The 4,307-nt window shown below is 28.3% G+C and carries 6 protein-coding genes; all 6 read left to right on the top strand.

Annotated features, from left to right (window positions below; genetic code table 11):
* The first annotated feature begins 85 nt into the window (after positions 1–85).
* Positions 86–571, top strand: coding sequence for a peptidoglycan-binding protein LysM (lysM, locus tag ABY863_RS13020; RefSeq protein WP_372795525.1), 486 nt, complete (start codon positions 86–88; stop codon positions 569–571).
* A gap of 303 nt (positions 572–874) precedes the next feature.
* Positions 875–1,735 carry a YicC/YloC family endoribonuclease gene (locus ABY863_RS13015; RefSeq protein WP_372795523.1) on the top strand — a complete coding sequence of 287 codons (861 nt, stop codon included), beginning with the start codon at positions 875–877 and terminating at the stop codon, positions 1,733–1,735.
* A gap of 12 nt (positions 1,736–1,747) precedes the next feature.
* Entirely contained in the window at positions 1,748–2,320 is a 573-nt protein-coding gene (gmk, locus tag ABY863_RS13010; RefSeq protein WP_372795521.1) for a guanylate kinase, read from the top strand.
* The gene (gene nadD / locus ABY863_RS13005; RefSeq protein WP_372795519.1) at positions 2,321–2,899 is read left to right on the top strand and encodes a nicotinate (nicotinamide) nucleotide adenylyltransferase; all 579 of its coding nucleotides are present in this window, start codon (positions 2,321–2,323) and stop codon (positions 2,897–2,899) included.
* Positions 2,900–2,987: 88 nt separating this feature from the next.
* Positions 2,988–3,857, top strand: a complete 870-nt coding sequence (locus ABY863_RS13000; protein WP_372795517.1) for a M23 family metallopeptidase — start codon at positions 2,988–2,990, stop codon at positions 3,855–3,857.
* Between the two features lies 1 nt (position 3,858).
* Positions 3,859–4,307: GH3 auxin-responsive promoter family protein (locus tag ABY863_RS12995; protein ID WP_372795515.1), on the top strand; the 449-nt coding region annotated here is incomplete at its 3' end.

Below are 4,307 nucleotides of genomic sequence, written 5' to 3'. Positions count from 1 at the left end.
TTTATAATTATAAAAATATAAAATAAAACAGGTTAATTTTGTATATTAGTAGTTAATAAACTTTTAATTTAAAACAAAAAAAGGTATGGGATTATTTTCATTTATTAAGAATGCAGGAGCTAAAGTTTTTGGAATTGGAAAAACTACAGCAGAAGAAGCCACTGAATCAGCAACATTAAAAGCAGAAATAGCGAAAGAAAAAGCAAGTAAATTAACCAATGTAATTGAAACTTTAGGTTTTGAAGTATTAGATTTAAACATTGAAGTTAATAATGATAGCGCAATAGTATGGGGGCAAGCAAATTCACAAGAAACACGTGAAAAAGTAGTGTTAGTTATTGGAAATACTGAAGGAATTGCTTCAGTTGACGATAGAATGACTGTTGTAATTGAAGCGCCAGAAGCTCAGTTTCATACCGTTGTGAAAGGTGAATATTTAAGTAAAATTGCAAAAAAATATTATGGAGATGCCATGAAATATCCTTTAATTTTTGAAGCAAACAAACCAATGCTAACGGATCCTGATAAAATTTATCCAGGGCAAGTTCTTAGAATTCCAGCATTGGATTAATAAAAAAAGATAGATTTTAAAAAGGCTCGCAAATTGTGAGCCTTTTTAATTACATATTCTATGCAGTAAAAATTTTATGCAATATTGCTTAAGTTTTAAACTGTTTAAAAAGTACATTATTTAAATCGGAAAATAAAGGTTTCAAAAAAACTTTAATTACAGAAACTGTCAAAGCATCGTCACCCATCGCTGACAATCTAATATGTGATTTAATATGATTAAAAACAATAATTTAGAAATGAAAAAGTGGTATTTTAAATGCTATTTATAAAATTTGTAAATTTGCTCAAATTTAAGAATTAGATGATACAATCAATGACCGGATATGGTAAAACCATATTACAAATTTCAACTAAAAAAATAACGATTGAATTAAAATCGTTAAACAGTAAAAGTTTAGATTTAAATGTTCGTATTCCTTCTTACTACAGAGAAAAGGAGTTAGATATTCGTAAAAAATTAGCTTCAGCTTTAGAAAGAGGAAAAATTGATTTTTCTATTTATATAGAAAATAATGGAGGTGAACTTTCTTCTAAAATAAATGAAACGATTGTAAAAGAATATATGAATCAATTAAAAACTATTGTTGATTCTAATGACGACATTGAGTTGCTAAAAATGGCAGTTCGGTTACCCGATTCTTTAAAAACAGAAAGAGAAGAATTAGATGAAGATGAGTGGAAGCAAATTGAAATTGCAATAAGTGAAACTATTGAAAAAATTAATGAGTACAGATTAGATGAAGGAAAAGTGCTACTTGCTGATTTTGAATTACGTATTTCAATTATTGAAGATTTGCTTGAAAAAGTAATTGAAGAAGATCCAAAACGTATTGAACACGTAAAAGAAAAGATTAAAAAATCTATTGCTGAATTGGAAGCTAAAATAGACGAAAGTAGATTTGAGCAAGAACTTATTTATTACATTGAAAAATTAGATATTACCGAAGAAAAAGTTCGATTACAAAATCATTTAGATTATTTTAGAAAGGAATTAAATGAAGAAATTTCAAACGGAAAAAAACTTGGGTTTATTACGCAAGAAATAGGTAGAGAAATTAACACAATTGGTTCAAAATCTAACTTTGCTGATATGCAAAAATTAGTAGTTCAAATGAAAGATGAACTTGAAAAAATAAAAGAACAAAATTTGAACGTTTTATAAAAGAATAACACAGTGAAAAAAGACGGGAAACTGATAGTTTTTTCAGCACCTTCTGGTTCGGGTAAAACTACTATTGTACATCATTTATTGAAGCAACCATTATTAAACCTAGATTTTTCTATCTCTGCAACTTCACGAGAAAAAAGAGGAAAAGAAATCAACGAAAAAGACTATTATTTTATTTCGTTGAAGCAATTTCAAAAACATATTGAAAAAGATGATTTTATTGAATGGGAAGAAGTTTACACCAATAACTTTTATGGCACTTTAAAAAAGGAAATAGAACGAATTTGGAAATTAGGAAAACACGTAATTTTTGATATTGATGTTGTTGGTGGTTTAAGTATAAAAAATAAATTCCCTGAACAAACCTTGGCTATTTTTGTTCAGCCGCCTTCCATTGAAGAAATGGAACGCAGACTTAGAAATAGGCAAACAGATAGTGAAGAAAAAATACAAGAGCGTGTTGCTAAAGCTGAAAAAGAATTAAAATATGCTAACGATTTTGATGTTATTTTGGTGAATAATGATTTAGATACCGCTAAAAAAGAGGCATACATTTTAGTAGAAAACTTTATAAAATAAATGAAGATAGGATTGTTTTTTGGCACATTTAATCCAATTCATATTGGGCACTTGATTATTGCAAATTACATGGTTGAATTCTCAGATTTAGAAGAGGTTTGGTTTGTAGTAACACCTCAAAGTCCGTTTAAGAAAAAAATAGCAATGTTAAGCAATCATCACAGATTAGCAATTGCAAATATAGCTGTAGAAAATTACCCTAAATTAAAAACATCTGATATTGAATTTAACTTACCTCAACCAAATTACACCATAAATACATTGGTTCAATTTGAAGAGAAATTCCCAAATCATCAATTCTGTTTAATTATGGGAGAAGATAATTTAAAAGGATTTCATAAGTGGAAAAATTATGAAGCAATACTTCAAAATTATGAGTTATATGTATATCCAAGAATTTCTGATGGAAAGACGGAACATGAATTTTCAACGCATCCAAAAATCCATAAAGTAAATGCTCCAATAATTCAAATATCTTCAACTTTTATAAGAAAAGCACTTCAAGAAAAAAAAGATATAAGTACTATGTTACCAGAAAATGTTTGGAAATATATTGATGAAATGAACTTTTATAAATAGTAAAATTGGCTAATTTTTAACACCACTGAAAAAGTAGATTGAAATTATTTTAATAAATTTTCGTTGTATATTTGTTTCAACTAGAATTATGGAGAAAAAACCTCAAGATAAAAGAAAATTCAGGCAAAAATTAACTCATAAATACCGTTTGGTAGTATTAAATGAAAATACTTTTGAAGAAAAGTTATCATTTAAATTAACAAGATTAAATGTATTTATTTTAGGTAGTTTATTTTCCATAGCTTTAATTGTTGGAACCATTTTTTTAATTGCTTTTACAACTTTAAGAGAATATATCCCTGGTTATTCTTCAACTCAACTAAAAATAGAGGCCACCAACTTGGTATACAAAGCAGATTCTTTAAAGCAAGTTTTAGAAGTAAATAACCTTTATATTCAAAAAGTTAGAGCATTGTTAACGGGTGAAGTTTCTGAAGTTCTTTTTGATAAAGATTCCGCTTTTCAGGCGATTCATTACAATAAAGACTCCATGAATTTTGAACCCTCTTTAGAAGATTTACAATTTAGGCAAGAAATAGAAAGCTCTGATAGGTATAGTATTTTTAATGAAGCTACAAAAAATGTTGAAATTGTATTTTTTGCACCAGTTGTTGGAACAATATCTGATGGTTATAATTTAGAAAAAAAACACTTTGCCGTTGATGTTGCTGTAGAAATGGGAACTCCAATTAAAGCTGTAGCTGATGGAATTGTAATTTTTGCAGAATGGACTGCAGAGACAGGTAATGTAATTATTGTAAGACATTCAAGCGGATTTATTTCAATTTACAAACATAATGGAGCTTTACATAAACATCAAGGAGATTTAGTAAAATCTGGTGAAGTAATTGCTTCTGCAGGAAACTCAGGAGAATATAGTACTGGACCTCATTTACATTTTGAATTGTGGAATGAAGGATATCCAGTAAACCCAACTAATTATATTGATTTCGAATAAAATGAGTATTAAATCAACTTTAGCAAAACCATTTGCAAAACTAATTGCAACAAAATTTTACAAACAAAGTAACAATGCTGTAGAAATACAGCAAAAAGTTTTTAAAGATTTGATTGCTCAAGCGAATAATACCTCGTTTGGAAAAGATCATAATTTTAGTGATATAAAATCATATGAAGATTTTAAAAGGCAGGTTCCTATTCGTGATTATGAAGCATTAAAGCCATATATAGAAAGAGTTGTTGCAGGTGATTCGGATATTTTATGGAAAGGGAAACCTTTATACTTTGCCAAAACTTCAGGTACAACTTCAGGAGCAAAATACATTCCGTTAACCAAAGAATCTATGCCAATGCATATTAGTGCGGCGCGAAATTCTTTATTGCTATATATTGCTGAAACTAAAAAGACTGATTTTGTGGATGGCAAAATGATTTTTTTACAAGGAAG

Origin of the sequence: Lutibacter sp., assembly GCF_041562875.1 — a bacterium.
GTDB lineage: Bacteria > Bacteroidota > Bacteroidia > Flavobacteriales > Flavobacteriaceae > Lutibacter.
The sequence above is the reverse complement of the archived record's forward strand: the minus strand, read 5'-3'. Positions and strand labels throughout refer to the sequence as shown.

Bases quoted from the DNA above. Each gene is read 5' to 3' on its own strand.
- nadD (WP_372795519.1), top strand. From the start codon at position 2,321: ATGAAGATAGGATTGTTTTTTGGCACATTTAATCCAATTCATATTGGG.
- ABY863_RS13000 (WP_372795517.1), top strand. From the start codon at position 2,988: ATGGAGAAAAAACCTCAAGATAAAAGAAAATTCAGGCAAAAATTAACT.
- lysM (WP_372795525.1), top strand. From the start codon at position 86: ATGGGATTATTTTCATTTATTAAGAATGCAGGAGCTAAAGTTTTTGGA.
- ABY863_RS13015 (WP_372795523.1), top strand. From the start codon at position 875: ATGATACAATCAATGACCGGATATGGTAAAACCATATTACAAATTTCA.